The sequence below is a fragment of the Arthrobacter sp. YD4 genome, assembly GCF_030410515.1.
GTDB lineage: Bacteria > Actinomycetota > Actinomycetes > Actinomycetales > Micrococcaceae > Arthrobacter.
The window spans coordinates 336542-351204 of the sequence record NZ_JAUHHD010000004.1; the positions used below are offsets into that span (position 1 = coordinate 336542).

General features: G+C 69.8%; 13 protein-coding genes and 1 tRNA gene. 6 read left to right on the plus strand and 8 right to left on the minus strand.

All coding sequences use genetic code 11. The annotated features are described in order from the left end of the window. Positions 1–20 precede the first annotated feature (20 nt). From QWJ39_RS12720 to QWJ39_RS12730, 3 genes are read left to right on the plus strand one after another with little or no spacing between them, the layout of a single operon-like run. Complete coding sequence (locus QWJ39_RS12720) at positions 21–812, plus strand: alpha/beta fold hydrolase (RefSeq protein WP_290258204.1); 792 nt, start codon at positions 21–23, stop codon at positions 810–812. Next, a complete protein-coding gene (locus QWJ39_RS12725) occupies positions 809–1606 on the plus strand; it encodes an alpha/beta fold hydrolase (RefSeq protein ID WP_290258206.1) in 798 nt (265 codons plus the stop codon). The genes QWJ39_RS12720 and QWJ39_RS12725 overlap by 4 nt, the downstream gene beginning before the upstream one ends. After that, positions 1603–2229, plus strand: a complete 627-nt coding sequence (locus QWJ39_RS12730; RefSeq protein ID WP_290258207.1) for a hypothetical protein — start codon at positions 1603–1605, stop codon at positions 2227–2229. Before QWJ39_RS12725 ends, QWJ39_RS12730 begins: the two co-directional genes overlap by 4 nt. A gap of 20 nt (positions 2230–2249) precedes the next feature. Here QWJ39_RS12730 and QWJ39_RS12735 read toward each other — a convergent pair whose 3' ends face one another. Continuing rightward, on the minus strand, positions 2250–3338 hold the full coding sequence (locus QWJ39_RS12735; protein ID WP_290258208.1) for an ROK family glucokinase: 1089 nt from the start codon (positions 3336–3338) through the stop codon (positions 2250–2252). 195 nt (positions 3339–3533) lie between these two features. On the opposite strand from QWJ39_RS12735, the gene QWJ39_RS12740 reads away from it, so the two are divergent. After that, positions 3534–5351, plus strand: coding sequence for an AMP-dependent synthetase/ligase (locus QWJ39_RS12740; RefSeq protein WP_290258209.1), 1818 nt, complete (start codon positions 3534–3536; stop codon positions 5349–5351). A gap of 107 nt (positions 5352–5458) precedes the next feature. Here the strand turns inward: QWJ39_RS12740 and QWJ39_RS12745 are convergent, their stop codons facing one another. Further along, entirely contained in the window at positions 5459–8857 is a 3399-nt protein-coding gene (locus QWJ39_RS12745) for a pyruvate carboxylase (RefSeq protein ID WP_290258210.1), read from the minus strand. A gap of 386 nt (positions 8858–9243) precedes the next feature. Between QWJ39_RS12745 and QWJ39_RS12750 the strand changes: the two genes are divergently transcribed. Continuing rightward, positions 9244–10101, plus strand: a complete 858-nt coding sequence (locus QWJ39_RS12750; protein WP_290258211.1) for a ParA family protein — start codon at positions 9244–9246, stop codon at positions 10099–10101. A gap of 83 nt (positions 10102–10184) precedes the next feature. Here QWJ39_RS12750 and QWJ39_RS12755 read toward each other — a convergent pair whose 3' ends face one another. The 5 genes from QWJ39_RS12755 to gcvH form a co-directional block, all read right to left on the minus strand. Beyond that, positions 10185–10781: a MerR family transcriptional regulator gene (locus QWJ39_RS12755; RefSeq protein WP_290258212.1), complete on the minus strand. Its 597-nt coding sequence runs from the start codon at positions 10779–10781 to the stop codon at positions 10185–10187. Between the two features lie 260 nt (positions 10782–11041). Next, positions 11042–11545, minus strand: coding sequence for a bifunctional nuclease family protein (locus QWJ39_RS12760; RefSeq protein ID WP_290258214.1), 504 nt, complete (start codon positions 11543–11545; stop codon positions 11042–11044). Continuing rightward, on the minus strand, positions 11545–12261 hold the full coding sequence (locus QWJ39_RS12765; RefSeq protein WP_290258215.1) for a MerR family transcriptional regulator: 717 nt from the start codon (positions 12259–12261) through the stop codon (positions 11545–11547). The genes QWJ39_RS12760 and QWJ39_RS12765 overlap by 1 nt, the downstream gene beginning before the upstream one ends. A gap of 23 nt (positions 12262–12284) precedes the next feature. Continuing rightward, positions 12285–12758 (minus strand): FHA domain-containing protein, encoded by a 474-nt coding sequence (locus QWJ39_RS12770; RefSeq protein ID WP_290258216.1) that lies wholly within the window; start codon positions 12756–12758, stop codon positions 12285–12287. Between the two features lie 130 nt (positions 12759–12888). Beyond that, entirely contained in the window at positions 12889–13275 is a 387-nt protein-coding gene (gene gcvH / locus QWJ39_RS12775) for a glycine cleavage system protein GcvH (protein WP_290258217.1), read from the minus strand. Between the two features lie 204 nt (positions 13276–13479). Between gcvH and QWJ39_RS12780 the strand changes: the two genes are divergently transcribed. After that, positions 13480–14349, plus strand: coding sequence for a DNA-formamidopyrimidine glycosylase family protein (locus QWJ39_RS12780; protein ID WP_290258218.1), 870 nt, complete (start codon positions 13480–13482; stop codon positions 14347–14349). Positions 14350–14443: 94 nt separating this feature from the next. On the opposite strand, the gene QWJ39_RS12785 is transcribed toward QWJ39_RS12780, so the two are convergent. After that, positions 14444–14520, minus strand: a tRNA-Pro gene (locus QWJ39_RS12785). Positions 14521–14663 lie beyond the last annotated feature (143 nt).

Below are 14663 nucleotides of genomic sequence, written 5' to 3' on the forward strand. Positions count from 1 at the left end.
AACAGTGACACGATGGGCTCATGAGCGACAGCAGTACCTCCTCCCGGCCTGCCGCTTTCTCCTACCCCGGCCACGGCGCGAACGCGCGCACCGGCGTGGCCATCTGCCACGGCTTCACAGGCAGCCCGCTGAGCGTGCTGCCGTGGGCCGAACACCTTGCCGCCGCTGGCTACGCGGTGAGCGTTCCCTTGCTTCCCGGACACGGCACGAACTGGCGGGATCTCGCGCGCCGGAGCTGGCTGGAATGGTACGGCGCCTTCGAGGATGCCTACCGGGAACTGGCCGCCACCACCGGTACCTGCTTCGTCGCGGGCCTGTCCATGGGCGGGACCATCGCGCTGCGCACCGCCGCCCGGAACCCGGTGGCCGGAGTCGCCGTCGTCAACCCGGGGCTGAGCTTCTACGACCGGCGCGTCCGCTACGTCGGCGTCCTCAAATATCTGCAGCGCACCACCGTTCCGCTGCAGGAGGCGGAGTCGACGGCGGCCGCCACCGACGACGGCGACTACTCGCTCACGCCGCTGCAGGCCGTACACCAGTTGCGCAAGCTCTTCTCGACTACGCTCCGGGAACTGCCCTCGGTCACCGCGCCGGCCCTGGTGTTCAAATCGGACACCGACGCCGTGGTGCCGGCCTCCTCGCTGGCCCTGCTCGAGCGCCGGCTGGGTCCGTCCGCACCGGAGGTGGTGCGGCTGCCGGACATCGGACACGTGGCGACCCTCGATGTCGATGCGCCACTGATCTTCGAACGCTCGCTACGCTTCTTCCAGGACCACACCCCCGCCCCCTCAGGAACCCCGGAGCAGCCATGACGCCAGCGCCCGACCACTCGCCGTTCAGCCACCCCTTCAGCGGGGAGGGCCCGAGCGTCGGCGTGGTGGTGTCCCACGGCTTCACCGGCAGCCCGCACGGTGTCCGGGCGTGGGCGGAGTCCCTCGCGCGGGAAGGCTACGCGGTGCGGATGCCGCTGCTGCCGGGCCACGGCACCAGCTGGCAGGAGCTGGCCCGGACGCGCTGGCAGGAATGGCACGCCGGCCTGGAGGCCTCCTACCTGGAACTGGCGGAAGAATGCGACCACGTGGTGGTGGCCGGACTCTCGATGGGAGGGGCGCTGGCGTTGCGGCTGGCCGCCACCCACCCGGTGGCGGGCGCCGTGCTGGTCAACCCGGGCCTGGTGATCGACGATCCCCGCGCCCCGCTGGCCGGCTTCGTGCGCTTCGTCCTCAAGAGCACACCGGCGATCGCCGGGGACATCCTCAAGGAAGGCGTCGACGAGGGCGCCTACGCCCGCACCCCGGTGGCGGCCGCCTACGAGTTGAACAAGATGTTCAAGGACACGGTGCGGCTGCTCCCCCGCGTCACCGCCCCGGTGCGGGCCTACCGCTCCACGGTGGACCACGTGGTCTCGGAGGCCAGCATGACGGCGCTGCGCCGTGGACTGGCCAACGCCCCGCTGGAGGTGGTGCCGCTGAGGAACAGCTACCACGTGGCTACCATGGACAACGACGCGCCGCAGATCTTCAGCGGCACGGCCGAATTCATCCGCTCGATCGTGGCAGCCCACGAACCGGGCGCCAGCAGCAGCCAAGGAAGAAACGGCAGATGACGCATTCCGATCCCAAGTCCCCGGACCCGGATTCCGGCGCGAACCAGGACGATGCCGTCTGGCTGGACCTGGTGGCGCGGCTGGAGCAGACCGACTCGGGCCTGACGCCGGAACCCGTCGCAGGCGGGGAAAAGACAGGCGGAGAAGAGACAGCCGGGGGAAAAACTGGCGGGGACGGGACCGGCGGGGAAAAGACGGACGGAGACGGAGCCGGCAAGGGTGGCGCCGGCACCGGCGGGGATCCTGCCGGGCCGCGGCGCTTCAGCGACTTCGACCCGCTGGGCCTGGCCGCGCCGGGACCCGGATCAGCCCCGGGGTCTGCCCCCGCTGCCCGCGGCGCGGCGGGCAGAGGGCCGCGGGACTACGAGGCCGACGACGACGGGGACGGCGAGTTCGTGCCGGAGGAGCCGCCGAAGCTCTCGGACACGGACCCGTTGACCATGCTGGCGTGGATCGGCGCGGTGGGCGGTCCGATTGCCCTGCTGCTCTCGGTGATGTTCTGGCGCTCGGCCCCGCTGCTGGCGATCATCGGCATGGTGGCCGCGTTCGCGGTGTCCGTGGTCTACCTGATCACCAAGCTTCCGCACGAAAAAGACGAGTACGACGACGGCGCCCGGGTCTGACGTGCCCCGGAGCGGTACCGCTAGCTCCGCATCCGGCTGCTGACCCGGGACAGGTCGGCGGCGCCGATCAGGCCCGCGTTGGGGCCGAGCGCCGCGAGCTCGATCCGGGCCGCCGGGCGGAAGCCCCGCCCGGTGAGGTTGCGGGCGAAGGCCGTGCGGGCCGGGCCGACGAGCAGCTCGCCGGCATCGCAGAGCCCGCCGCCGATCACAAAGGTCCCCGGGTCCAGGGCGGCGGCCAGGTTGGCCAGGCCCAGGCCCAGCCACTCGCCCACGTCCTCCAGCAGTTCCCGGGCGGTGGGGTCCCCGGCCTTGGCCAGTTCGGTCACGGTGACGCCGGTGATATCCCCGACGCGGCCGCCGACGGCCTTGAGCAGTTCCTGCGCCATCGGGGAGTTGGCGGCGGCAAGTTCACGGGCCTCGCGGCCCAGCGCATTCCCGGAGGCGTACTGTTCCCAGCAGCCCCGGTTTCCGCATTCGCAGCGGTGGCCGCCGGGCTGGATGATCTGGTGGCCGAATTCGCCGGCGACGCCGAAGCGTCCGCGTTCCAGCCGGCCGTCCATCACCATCGCCCCGCCGATGCCGGTGCCCAGGGTGATGCAGACCAGCCGGTCCTCCCCGCGGCCGGCGCCGAAGCGCCACTCGGCCCAGCCGGCGGCGTCGGCGTCGTTGGTCAGCAGCACCGGCCGGCGCAGCAGCCGCTGCAGGTTCTCCCGCAGCGGCTCGTTCCGCCAGGCGAGGTGGGGGCTGAAGAGCACGGTGGCGCCGTCGAGGTCCATCCAGCCGGCGGCACCGATGCCTACGGACCAGATCCGGTGCCCTTGGCCCAGCTCCTCGACCAGCTCCACGATCACCTGCTCCACGGCGCGGGGGTCGTTGCCGGGGGTGGACCGCCGCGCCTCCTTGAGGATCCTGCCCTCGGCGTCGACCACGCCGGCCGCCACCTTGGTGCCGCCGATGTCGATGCCGATCGCCAGGCCCTTGCGGCCCAGCCTCAGGTGTTCGCGGAAGCGGCCTGCCGGCTCGGCGCCCGGGCGGCGTGTGGTCCGGTGCCGCCACATGGGGCTCCGGCGGGACGGGGCCGGCTGCGGGCCCGGAAGTGGAGTGTGCATCGCTCCTCATTCTAGGGCCAGCCGCCCCACCGTCCCGGGGCGGCGCGGCCCGCCGGGAGGCCCGCCGGGTGGCATTAGGCCCCCGACGGCCGTAAAGTTACTGGCCAGTAGGTGAAGTGCGCCACACCCGTACCAAGGCCGCGTACTAGTCTTAGTCGTACCCCTCGGGGGTTTACGGATATCAAAGGAGCTATCGTGCGAGAAATCATTGTCCCGCCCCTGGTCACCGTCCCGCCGGAGACAAACATCACCGACCTGGTGCTGCGCCAGGCGGCGAAGCAGTCCAACCCGGCACTGTTCTCCCGGCTCGACGCCGCCGGGCAGTGGCAGGACATCCGCGCCACCGAGTTCCTGGCCGACGCCTCCGCCCTCGCCAAGGGCCTGATGGCCAGCGGTGTGGGCGCCGGCGACCGGGTGGGCATCATGTCCCGCACCCGCTACGAATGGTCCCTGATCGACTTCGCGATCTGGTTCGCCGGAGCCGTGTCGGTGCCGATCTACGAGACCTCCTCCCCCTCCCAGGTCGCATGGAATCTCGGCGACTCCGGCGCCGTCGCCGCGTTCGGCGAGTCCGCCCACCACGAGGACATCATCCGCCAGGCCGCCACCTCCGAGGGCCTGACCGCACTCCGCCACGTCTGGCAGCTCGAGGGCGACGCCCTGGACGAGGTCCGCGCCGCCGGCGCCGGGATCAGCGACGAGGAGCTGGAGCAGCGCCGCTCAAGCGCCGGACTCGCCGACCTGGCCACCATCATCTACACCTCGGGCACCACCGGCCGGCCCAAGGGCTGCGAGCTGACCCACGGCAACTTCGTGGAACTCTCCGACAACGTGCTGGCCACCTCCCTGGGCCTGACCGTCAACGAGGACGCCCGCACCATCATGTTCCTGCCCCTGGCGCACGTCTTCGCCCGGTTCATCTCGGTCCTGGCCGTGGCGGCCGGCGTGACCGTGGCACACACCCCGGACATCAAGAACCTGCTGCCGGACCTGCAGAGCTACAGGCCCACCTTCATCCTGGCCGTCCCCCGGGTCTTCGAGAAGGTCTACAACTCGGCCCTGACCAAGGCCGAGGACGGCGGCAAGGGCGCCATCTTCCACCGCGCCGCCGAGACCGCCATTGCATACTCCCGGGCCCGGCAGGACGGGAAGGTGGGGCTGGTACTGCGCGCCAAGCATGCCCTCTTCGACAAGCTGGTCTACGGCAAGCTCCGCGACGCCATGGGCGGCCAAGTGGCCCACGCGGTCTCCGGCGGCGGCCCGCTGGGCGCCCGGCTGGGCCACTTCTTCCAGGGCATCGGCCTGCAGATCCTCGAGGGCTACGGCCTGACCGAGACCACCGCCCCGGTCACCGTCAACACGCCCTCGCTGATCAAGATCGGCACCGTCGGGGCGCCCATCCCGGGCAACGCGGTGAAGATCGCCGACGACGGCGAGATCCTCGCCAAGGGCGTCTGCGTGATGCGCGGCTACTTCAACCGGCCGGACCTGACGGATGAGGCGTTCATAGACGGCTGGTTCCGGACCGGCGACATCGGCCAGCTCGATGACCAGGGCTTCCTGACCATCACCGGCCGGAAGAAGGAAATCATCGTCACCGCCGGCGGCAAGAACGTGGTCCCGGCACTGCTCGAGGACCAGATCCGCGCCGACGCCCTGGTCTCCCAGGTGCTGGTGGTGGGCGACAACCGCCCGTTCATCGGCGCCCTGGTGACCCTGGACGAGGAGGCCCTGCCGGGCTGGCTGCAGCGCCACAACCTGTCCGCGTCCGGCGTGGCCGAGGCCGCGGAGCTCCCGGCGGTCCAGGCCGCGGTCCAGGAGCTGATCAACCGGGCCAACCAGTCGGTCTCCCAGGCCGAGGCGATCAAGTCCTTCCGGATCGTCCCCTCGGACTTCACCGAGGCCTCGGGCCACCTGACCCCCTCGATGAAGGTCAAGCGCGCCCAAGTCCTCAAGGACTTCGATGCCGTCATCGAGGAGATGTACGCGGCCAAGCGCCCCACGCACGCCTGAGCCGCGAGCGCACCGGCCACGGCAGCCGGTGGCCAGCAACCGGCAACCAGAAACCAGAAAGGGCTCCCCCGGCGTCAGCCGGAGGAGCCCTTTCTAATGCGTGGGTCCTACTCCCCGATGACGAGCAGCAGGTCCCCGCCCTGGACCTGTTCGACGGCGCTGACCGCCAGCCGTGCCACGGTGCCGGCCACCGGCGTCGTGATGGAGGCTTCCATCTTCATCGCCTCGATGGTGGCCACCGTGTCGCCGGCGTTGACCTTGTCCCCGGCCTTGACGGTGAGGGTGACGGCGCCGGCGAACGGTGCTGCCACCTGGCCCGGCTGGGAGGCATCGGCGCGCTCGGCGGCCTTGACGTTGCTGACCACGGACCGGTCGCGGACCACGACGGGCCGCGACTGGCCGTTCAGGGTGCACATCACGGTGCGCATGCCCTTCTCGTCGGGTTCGGAAACGGCCTCCAGCGAGGCGATCAGGCGGACGCCCTTCTCCAGCTCGATCTCGTGCTCGGCGCCGCGCTGCAGGCCGAAGAGGTAGTCGCGGGTATCCAGGACCGAGAGGTTGCCGTAGGTCTCGACGCTCTTCTGGTAGTCCTTGGTGGGCCCGGCGAAGAGCAGACGGTTGAGGGTCTGCTGCACCGTCTTTGAGTCGCCCTTGAGCGCGGCGCTGTCCTCGGCGCTGAGCTCCACGTCCCGGACCTTGACGCTGCGGCCCTGCAGGGCCTTGGTGCGGAACGGTTCCGGCCAGCCACCGGGCGGGTCGCCGAGTTCGCCGGAGAGGAAGCCGATCACCGAGTCCGGGATGTCGTACTTCTGCGGGTTCTCGTTGAAGTCAGCCGGGTCGGCGTTGAGGCCCACCAGGTGCAGGGCGAGGTCGCCCACCACCTTGGAGGAGGGCGTGACCTTGACGAGCCGGCCGAGGATGCGGTCGGCCGCGGTGTACATGTCCTCGATGGCCTCGAAGCGCTCACCCAGGCCCAGCGCCATGGCCTGCTGGCGCAGGTTGGAGAGCTGGCCGCCGGGGATCTCGTGCTGGTAGACCCGGCCGGTGGGGCCGGGCAGGCCCGACTCGAACGGGGCGTAGACGCGGCGGACGGCCTCCCAGTAGGGCTCCAGGGAGCAGACGCTGTCCAGGTCCAGGCCGGTGTCCCGCGGCGTGTGCGCGAGAGCCGCGACCAGGGCGGAGGCGGCCACCTGGCTGGTGGTGCCGGCCAGGGAGGCAGAGGCGACGTCGACGGCGTCGACCCCGGCGTCCGCGGCCGCCATCAGGGTGGCCAGCTGACCGCCGGCGGTGTCGTGGGTGTGCAGGTGGACGGGGAGGTCGAAGCGTTCCCGCAGGGCGGTGACCAGCTTGGCCGCGGCTGCCGGACGCAGCAGGCCGGCCATGTCCTTGATCGCGAGGATGTGCGCCCCGGCGTCGACGATCTTCTGCGCCAGCTCCAGGTAGTAGTCCAGGGTGTAGAGCTTCTCCTCGGGATCAAGCATGTCCGAGGTGTAGCAGAGCGCCACCTCGGCCACGGCGGTCCCGGTGTCGCGGACGGCGCGGATGGCCGGGGCCATCTGGTTGACGTCGTTGAGGGCGTCGAAGATGCGGAAGATGTCGATGCCCGTCTTCGCCGCCTCGTTGACGAACGCCACCGTCACCTCCTCCGGGTACGGGGTGTAGCCCACCGTGTTCCGGCCGCGGAGCAGCATCTGCAGGCAGACGTTGGGCAGCGCCTTGCGCAGGGCCGCAAGCCGGTCCCAGGGGTCCTCGCCGAGGAAGCGGAGGGCGACGTCGTAGGTCGCCCCGCCCCAGGCCTCGACCGAGAGCAGCTCGGGCAGCAGCTTGGACACGGCGGGGCCGGCGGCGACGAGGTCGCGGGTGCGCACCCGGGTGGCCAGCAGCGACTGGTGCGCGTCGCGGAAGGTGGTGTCCGTGACGGCGACTTCGTTCTGCTCGCGCAGGGCGCGGGCGAAGCCCTCCGGACCGAGTTCCTGCAGCCGCTGGCGCGAGCCGGGGCGGGCCTCGGCATCGGGCAGCGCGGGCAGCTTGTCGGCAGGGTCCGTGTGCACGGTCAGCTCGCCGTTGGGCTTGTTGACGGTGACGTCGGCCAGCCAGGTCAGCAGCTTGGTGCCGCGGTCCGCGGAGACGCGGGCCTTGAGCAGCTCGGGACGCTCGTCGATGAAGGACGTGGCGACGTCGCCGGCGATGAAGTCCGGGTCGTCCAGGACGGCCTGGAGGAAGGAGATGTTGGTGGAGACACCGCGGATGCGGAACTCGGCCAGGGCCCGGCGGGCGCGGGCGACGGCGGTCGGGTAGTCGCGGCCGCGGCAGGTGAGCTTGACCAGCATGGAGTCGAAGTGCGGGCTGATCTCGGCCCCGGAGTACACGGTGCCGCCGTCGAGCCGGACGCCGGCGCCGCCGGCGGAGCGGTAGCCGGTGATCTTTCCGACGTCGGGCCGGAAGCCGTTGGCCGGGTCCTCGGTGGTGATGCGGGACTGCAGGGCGGCGCCGCGCAGCCGGACGGTGTCCTGCGAGAGGCCGAGGTCCGCGAGCGTCTCGCCGGAGGCGATGCGCAGCTGGGCCTGGACCAGATCGACGTCGGTGACTTCCTCGGTCACGGTGTGCTCGACCTGGATGCGCGGGTTCATCTCGATGAAGACGTGCTGGCCGGCCCGGTCCCCCACGGTGTCGACCAGGAATTCGACGGTGCCGGCGTTGACGTAGTTCAGGGCCTTGGCGAACTTCACGGCGTCACGGTAGAGGGCCTGGCGGATGCCCTCGTCCAGGTTCGGTGCCGGGGCGATCTCGATAACCTTCTGGTGGCGGCGCTGGATGGAGCAGTCGCGCTCGAACAGGTGCATGACGTTGCCTTCGGCGTCGGCCAGGATCTGCACCTCGATGTGGCGGGGCCGCAGGACGGCCTGCTCCAGGAACATGGTGGGGTCGCCGAATGCGGCGTCCGCCTCCCGCATGGCGGCCTGCAGGGCCTCGGGCAGCGCCTCCCGGGTGTCGACGCGGCGCATGCCGCGGCCGCCACCGCCGGCGACGGCCTTGGCGAAGACGGGGAAACCGATCTCATCCGCGGCGGCGATCAGTTCGTCGACGTCCTTGGACGGCTTGCTGGACTTCAGGACCGGGACGCCGGCCTTGCGGGCGGCCTCCAGGGCGGCCACCTTGTTGCCGGCCAGCTCCAGGACCTCGGCGGGCGGGCCCACGAAGGTGATTCCGGCGTCCGCGGCGGCCCGGGCCAGGTTGGGGTTTTCCGAGAGGAAGCCGTAGCCGGGGTAGATGGCGTCGGCGCCTGCCTCCTTGGCGACCCGGACCACCTCGTCGACGTCGAGGTAGGCGCGGACCGGGTGGCCCTCCTCGCCAATCAGGTAAGCCTCGTCGGCCTTTTGGCGGTGGATCGAGTTGCGGTCCTCGGTGGGAAACACCGCAACGGTCTTGGCTCCCAGCTCGTAGCTGGCACGGAAGGCGCGGATCGCGATTTCGCCGCGGTTAGCCACCAGAATCTTGGAAAACATACTTCTCCCTGCATCTTCGCGGGCGGTTCGGTAAGTGGTCACAGTTTCTAAGACGGTGGCGGCCAACACAAATCATTGTGGCCGTCATCACAGAATTATCCGTCATGTGCCCGGGAAGCGGCAGACGGCGTCCGCCGCCCTCCGACACGGGGTTGTTCCGCGGCCGGGCAGCAGCGCAGACACGGCCCGGGGCACGGACTCATCCGTGGGCTGCGGCGCGGCCCGAGGGACCGGACTTCCGCCTCTGCCGGGGTGGATGAGGCGGGTTTATTGTGCGCCGCCGCCTATGATGGGTAGGTGGGTGGCGCATGTCCGCCCCGGCCCGGAGGAACGCACGGGCCGGCATGACCCAGTCTCGGCAACCGGCGTTAGGTATTGGTTTTCAAGTGCACGTAGTCAGCATCAGCAGCCTCAAAGGCGGAGTCGGCAAGACATCGGTCACCACCGGACTGGCCTCGGCCGCCCTCGCCGCCGGCATCCCCACCCTGGTGGTCGACCTTGACCCGCACGCCGACGCCAGCACCGCCCTGGGCGTCCGCGCCGGCGAGCAGCTGGACATCGGCCGCATGCTGAAGTCCCCGCGCCGCGCCCGCCTGGCCGAGAACGTGGTCCCCAGCGGCTGGCTGGAGCGCGGCAACTCCACCGCCGGAACCCGTGCCGGCAACAGCGAAGAATCCATTCTGGACGTCGCCGTCGGCTCCGCCTACACCGGCATCTACGACCGCCCGGACCTGGGCCGCCGCGACCTGCGCCGCCTCTCCACCGTCCTGGCCGGCGCCGACCGGTACGAGCTGGTCCTGATCGACTGCCCGCCGTCCCTCAACGGCCTCACCCGGATGGCCTGGTCCGCCAGCGACAAGGTGGCCCTGGTGGCCGAACCCGGCCTCTTCTCCGTGGCCGGCACCGAGCGCACCATGCGCGCCATCCAGCTGTTCCGCCAGGAGTTTGCCCCCGGGCTGATGCCGGCCGGCATCGTCGCCAACCGGGTCCGCTCGGGCTCGGCGGAGCACGCCTTCCGCCTCTCCGAGATGGACTCGATGTTCGGCGAACTGCTGCTCACCCCGCACATCCCGGAACAGGCCAACTGGCAGCAGATCCAGGGTGCCGCCCACGCCGTGCACTCCTGGCCGGGCGACTCGGCCAAGAACGCCGCCGGCCTCTTCGACGAACTGCTGGCGAACCTGCTGGGCAACCGTGGCGAACTCGTCGGCGCGGGCCGGGCCCGGTCCCGCAGCAGCCGCTGACGTTTGGCCCGCCGGGGCCGATTAAACGACAGAAGCGCGGGGCCACCTGGTGGCCCCGCGCTTCTGTGTCTGAAGGGAAAGAATCAGCCGGTCTTGCGGGCCGCCCGGCGCTTGCTCAGTTCGTCGTCGGGAAAGGACTGGTCGGCGGCGTGCTCGCTGGGAAGGGCCGCGAGGCTGCCCTCCACCTCGCGCCAGACCCGGCCGACGGCGATGCCGAAGACGCCTTGGCCGCCCTGGACCAGGTCGATGACCTCGTCGGCGGAGGTGCATTCGTAGACGCTGGCGCCATCGCTCATCAGGGTGATCTGGGCCAGGTCCTCCACACCGCGTTCACGCAGGTGTTCGACGGCGGTGCGGATCTGCTGCAGGGACACTCCGGTGTCCAGGAGACGCTTGACGACCTTGAGGACCAGAATGTCACGGAAGCCGTAGAGCCGCTGCGAGCCGGAACCGGCGGCGCCGCGGACGGCGGGTTCCACCAGTCCGGTGCGGGCCCAGTAGTCAAGCTGGCGGTAGGTGATACCGGCGGCCTTGCAGGCGGTCGGTCCGCGGTAGCCGGCATCTTCGTCCAGGACGGGGAGGTCCTCGGTGAAGAGCAGGCCCTGCGCGCCGGTAGCGGGCACGGCAACACCTGCCGTCGAAGCCTGCTTGAGCTCGCCTGCGTCGCCTTTCGGACTCACGTGGATCCTCCTCATTCTGAGCTCCCGCGGGGAATTACAGCCTTAGCGCGCTTTCCTGCCGCCGTCGGGCCGTCCCGGCGCGGGAGTGATCCGCGCCGTTCGGGTCCGGCTGCTCAGTCCAGTGTGACGTGCGCACCTGTTGTCTGCAATGGGAACTTGTATCTCTGACGTTAGGCTGACCGGCCCCTCAGGTCAAAGACGTTGGGGCTATAGCCGGGGCGTGTCGAAAGTTTCGACCTCAACTTGAGACTTCGGCGGGGTCAGCCCGCGAAATCCTCGGGTTCGACGTCGTCCAGGAATTCCCGGAAGCGGCGCATCTCCCCCTCTTCGTCGACGGCGGGACCCGGCTCCGTGTCCTCACCCTCATCATGCTCGGTGATCCGCACGCCGGCCTCATCCATGACGGCGTCGGCGCACCAGATCCGGCACTTGGCGCGCAGCGCCAGGGCGAGGGCGTCGGACGCCCTGGAGCTGACCGTGGTGCCGTCCTCGAACTGCAGCTGGCCGTAGAAGACGTTATCCTCCACGGCGACGATGTTGACGCTGACGATCGTGTGGCCGAGCGCCTCGACGACGTCGATCAGCAGGTCGTGGGTCATCGGCCGCGGCGGGACGACGCCCTGCTGGGCCAGGGCGATGGCGCTGGCCTCGGGGGTGCCGATCCAGATCGGCACGTGCCGTTCGCCGTGCATCTCCTTGAGCAGCACGAGCGGCTGGTTGGAGGGCAGTTCGATCCGAACGCCTACGATCTCGACCTCAATCATCAGATGTCCATCCTCGAGATGCGGTCCTGGACCAGAGCCCGGTGCAGCGAGAGGCAGAGGTCGCTGATTTCCCGGGCCGCCTCGGCGGCGCGGGCGTGCGAGGCGGCGTCCTTGCGGGACGTGAGGGTGGCGACGGCGCGTTCCACCAGGCCGAACTCCCGGTCCGCGGCGGCCTGGAAGGGGCGCAGGTGGCGGGGCTCAAGGCCGTGGCTTTCCAGCTGGACGCAGGCCTTGGCCACCTGCAGGGCGTGCTCGTCGAACTGGCCGTTGACGTGGCCGATCAGCCCGTAGCTCAGCAGGGACTCCAACAGCGGGACGCTCGCCCCGGATTCGGTCCGCAGCTGTTCCTCGCTGAGCCGGCGCACCCGGTTGTTCAGCTCGGAGGCGAGCTCGTCGGAGACGATCCGCGGCGAGACGGTGACGCCGGGCGGAAGGTTGTCCGGGCGTTCGCCGCGGTCGATCGCGTCGAGGTAATCCTTGATCACCTTCAACGGCAGATACTGGTCGCGCTGGAGCGCCAGCACGAAACGGAGCCGCTCGACGTCGTTCTCCGAGTACTGCCGGTACCCCGCGGGGGTCCGCTGCGGGTTGATGAGTCCCTTTTCCTCAAGGAACCTGATTTTCGACGCGGTCATGGACGGGAAGTCGTCACTGAGTTGCCCCAGGACCTCCCCGATGTTCAAAACCTGGGGTCCGCGCCGTTCGGCTTGTGCCATGGCCACCGGAAAGTACTCCGATATCAGACGTTGCCTGCGGTGCGGACAGGGCTCAGGTAGAAGGTCAGGCGGAACTTGCCGATCTGCACCTCGTTGCCGGACTTGAGTTCCACGGCGTCGACGCGGTCGTTGTTGACGTAGGTGCCGTTCAGGCTGCCGGTGTCCACCACTTCGAAGCTGCGGGCCGTGCGGCGGAATTCGACGTGGCGGCGGGACACCGTGACGTCATCGAGGAAGATGTCGGCGTCGGGGTGCCGGCCGGCGGTGGTGACGTCCGAGTCCAGCAGGAAGCGGGCACCACTGTTGGGACCGCTGTGCGCGATCAGCAGCGCCGAACCTGCCGGCAGCGATTCGATCGCGGTGCGCTCCTCGGTCGAAACCTTCGGGGCGATCGTCGGCTCGTCGCGGACCGGGGTGAGGTGGATCGAGGTGGTCTCCGAGGCTTTCACTCCACCCGTGCCGTATTCACCGGTGTCGTTCTGTCCGTGCCCAACCATTGAATCCTCCTGATTCGTTGCAGGTTCCCCCCTGCAAACAACGCATGCCGTCCGGAAAAGCCTGGCAGATCCGGTAGTCGGTCCGCCGTCCGGCAGCTGTCTCCAGCGGCAGGGCCGGGCGGCCTTGCCTTTAGCCTACCTGCTGTTCGTACTCCGATGCACTGAGCAGCGACTCGACCGCGTCGGCCTCGGCCAGCTTGATTTCCAGCAGCCAGCCCTCGCCGTAAGGATCGGAGTTAATCAGGGCCGAATCGGTGTCCAGCGCCTCATTGCGGGCCACCACTTCGCCGCTGACCGGGGCGTAGATGTCGCTGACGCTCTTGGTCGATTCGACCTCGCCGACGACGTCATTGGCGGTGAGCTTGGTGCCCACCTCCGGCATCTGGGCGTAGACCACGTCGCCGAGGGCGTCCTGGGCAAAATCCGTGATGCCCACCCGGACGACGCCGTCGGCGTTGGGGGCGGTGACCCACTCGTGTTCGGCGGTGTAGGAGAGGTCTTCGGGAATGATGCTCATGACGGGCCTTTCGTCGGGTCAAGCACTACAGGTCAAGCACTGCGGGTCAATCTTTAGGGTCAATCACTGGGTCCAGCGCTGGAGATGCGGCGGCCGGAGGAACGGGCCGCCGCTGAAAGTATAGGCATATCGGCACCGGCCCGGGAGGTCTCTGGCATGATGGGGCCATGGCCGCCCCTGCACCGGAACGGAACGTGTTTGCGTATGCCTGAACTGCCCGAAGTCGCGGCGCTGGCGGACTTCCTCGCCGCCCGCCTGGCCGGCTGCGAGGTCGCCGGCATCCAGGTGGTCTCCTTCGCCGTGCTGAAGACCGCCGATCCCCCGATCAGCGCGCTCGAGGGCCGCACGGTGTCGGGCGTCCGGCGGTACGGGAAGTTCGTGGCGGTGGAGGCGGACGGGCTGTTCCTGGTCTTCCATCTCGCCCGCGCCGGCTGGGTCCGGGTGACGGAGGCCCCCACCGGGGCCGTACTCAAGCGCGGCGGCGGGCACATCGCGGTCCGGCTGTCCCTGACCGGCGGCGCCGGTCCCGTGGACGTGGACCTGACCGAGGCGGGGACCCGCAAGAGCCTGGCCGTGTACCTGGTCCGGGACCCGGCCGAGGTTCCGGGGATCGCGGCGCTGGGGCCGGACCCGCTGGGCAAGGATTTCGACGTCGAATCGCTCGCGGCGATCCTGGCCGCCCACTCCCAGCAGGTCAAGGGGGTGCTGCGCAGCCAAAGCATTATGGCCGGGATCGGCAACGCCTACAGCGACGAGATCCTGCACGCGGCACGGATCTCCCCGTTCGCGATCGCCGCGTCCCTGGACCGCGACGCCGTCGAACGCCTCTACCGGGCGATCCATGAGGTGCTCGGCGCGGCCGTGGCGGAGGCAGCCGGAAAGCCGCCCGCCGAACTCAAGGACACGAAGCGGACCCACCTGCGGGTTCACGGCCGGGCCGGGGAGGCCTGCCCGGTCTGCGGGGACACCGTCCGGGAGGTCTCCTTCGCGGACACGGCCCTGCAGTACTGCCCCACCTGCCAGACGAAGGGGAAGATCCTGGCGGACCGGCGCACCTCGCGCTTCTTGAAGTAACCGGCCCCCGTAGCAGCCCGCGCCGCGGCGGGTTACCCGGGAAAGCAGAAAACCCCGCCCCTGCCGTTTCCGGCAAGGACGGGGTTTTTTCTGTTGGTCGGGCTGACAGGATTTGAACCTGCGACCCCTTGACCCCCAGTCAAGTGCGCTACCAAGCTGCGCTACAGCCCGCTGGTTCCGTCGTTCTCCGCTCCGTGGCTCCGGAGGGATTTCTCCCTGCCGTATTCACTGAGCAGTCCGGCCGAACCACCTTGAAAAGCTTACACGATCCCGGAGGGTGCCCGTGACATTTCGCCGCCGCCACGGGCACTTTT